Source organism: Vibrio sp. 1580, from assembly GCF_033340055.1.
The window spans coordinates 1-644 of the sequence record NZ_JAWOVT010000371.1 but is presented as its reverse complement, the minus strand read 5'-3'; the positions used below and the strand labels follow the sequence as shown (position 1 = coordinate 644).

Below are 644 nucleotides of genomic sequence, written 5' to 3'. Positions count from 1 at the left end.
CTTGAGCGAGTGAAGACCGCTGTTACGCCACTTTCACGTAGACATTGGAATACCAATGGGTACGGGTTTTGTTTGGTTTTGAAGAATACGATCGCTGGGTTTACTACTAGCGCGATAATCATCATTGCGCCAAGTAGAACCGCAAGAAGGTGAGCGTAGCTTGCTAGCGCGCTGAAACCCGTTGTCGCGAAAGTTGAAGCAACCAGACCAAAGATACCAAATGGTGCAAGACGGATGATGAAGCGAACAATGTGAGAAACACTGTGGCTTAGGTCTTCAAATACCGCTTTCGTTGTTGCTGATGCGTGGTGAAGTGCAAGGCCAAGACCCACACCCCAAGCAAGAATACCGATGTAGTTCGCTTCTACAAGTGCGTTTACTGGGTTATCAACCAGTTTAAACAGCAAGGTACGTAGGATTTCTGCAATACCTTGAGGAGGCGTTGCACCTTCAGCGCCGGTTACAAGCGTTAGATGGGTCGGGAAAAGGAAGCTTAGAACCACGGCTGCAAGCGCTGCGAAGAACGTACCCATTAGGTACAAAACAACGATTGGGCGCATGTAAGTGTGTTGGTTTTTCTTTTGGTTCGCGATTGAAGCGGCAACCAAAATAAACACTAGGATCGGTGCGATGGCTTTAAGAGC

1 protein-coding gene is annotated in these 644 nt (G+C 48.1%); it reads right to left on the bottom strand.

What is annotated here, in order from left to right; translation table 11 throughout:
- Positions 1-644: serine/threonine transporter SstT (sstT, locus tag R7093_RS26070; RefSeq protein ID WP_318147126.1), on the bottom strand; the 644-nt coding region annotated here is incomplete at both ends.